Source organism: Ideonella sp. P3_A4, from assembly GCF_056403075.1.
This window is the reverse complement of the sequence record NZ_JBFUGE010001271.1, coordinates 1-742: the sequence shown is the minus strand read 5'-3', so window position 1 is coordinate 742 and position 742 is coordinate 1. Positions and strand designations below refer to the sequence as shown.

The following is a 742-nucleotide window of genomic DNA, read 5'->3' as shown; positions in this document are numbered from 1 at the left end:
GTCCCACTGCGAGCCGGCGACCACGTAGGCCGCGGCCGTCAGGCGCCCGTCGAACTTGACTGCCATCAGGAACTTGTCTTCGGCGCCGGCCGCATTGCTGATGTTGAACGCCAGCCATTTGGCCGCCGGCCACCCTGGGAAGCTCATCACGTAGCGACCCGACGGGCGCGTCGCGAAATGGCGCATGTGGCCCAGTTCCCACGAGCAGAAGTTGCCCGGCGGCGGGGTGACGTCGGTGGCGCAGGCGTAGTTCTTGGCCACGTTGGCGTTGACGTAGTGGTTGTAGCCGTTCTCGACCCGCCACGAGGCGATCTCGTTGCCGTTGCTGTCTTGGCGCGAAGCGTTGATTGCGGCGGCGAACTCGAAGCGCGACGAGTCGAAGTCGGTCTGGATCGACTCGACGCCGTAGAACTCGCCTTCGCAGGTCTTGCCGTTGTGGCCGGCCGGCTTGGCGTCGACGCAGTTCGCACCGATCGTCAGGAACGGCGTGTTCGGCACCGTGTACCAGTTCTTCGGCCCCCACTGGCCCTCGGTGTCCCAGATCGCGCCGGACAAGGCCCAGTTCTCGCTCGGCAGATGATGGGCACGCAGACCCGGCTGCAGGTTGCGATAGCCAGGCGACGCGTTGGTCAGCCGGTTGCCGCTGTTGCGTGCCTTGCCGCGTTCGACCGCGACGGTGTAGTAGTCCTCGGCACTGAAGGCACCGCTGGTCTCTCCATCGGCGAACGGGATGTCGACGAAG

General features: G+C 65.9%; 1 protein-coding gene. It reads right to left on the bottom strand.

Annotation, left to right across the window (positions count from 1 at the left end; all coding sequences use genetic code 11):
• The coding region (locus AC1DYI_RS37500; RefSeq protein ID WP_477209125.1) for a hypothetical protein at positions 1 to 742 on the bottom strand (742 nt) is incomplete at both ends.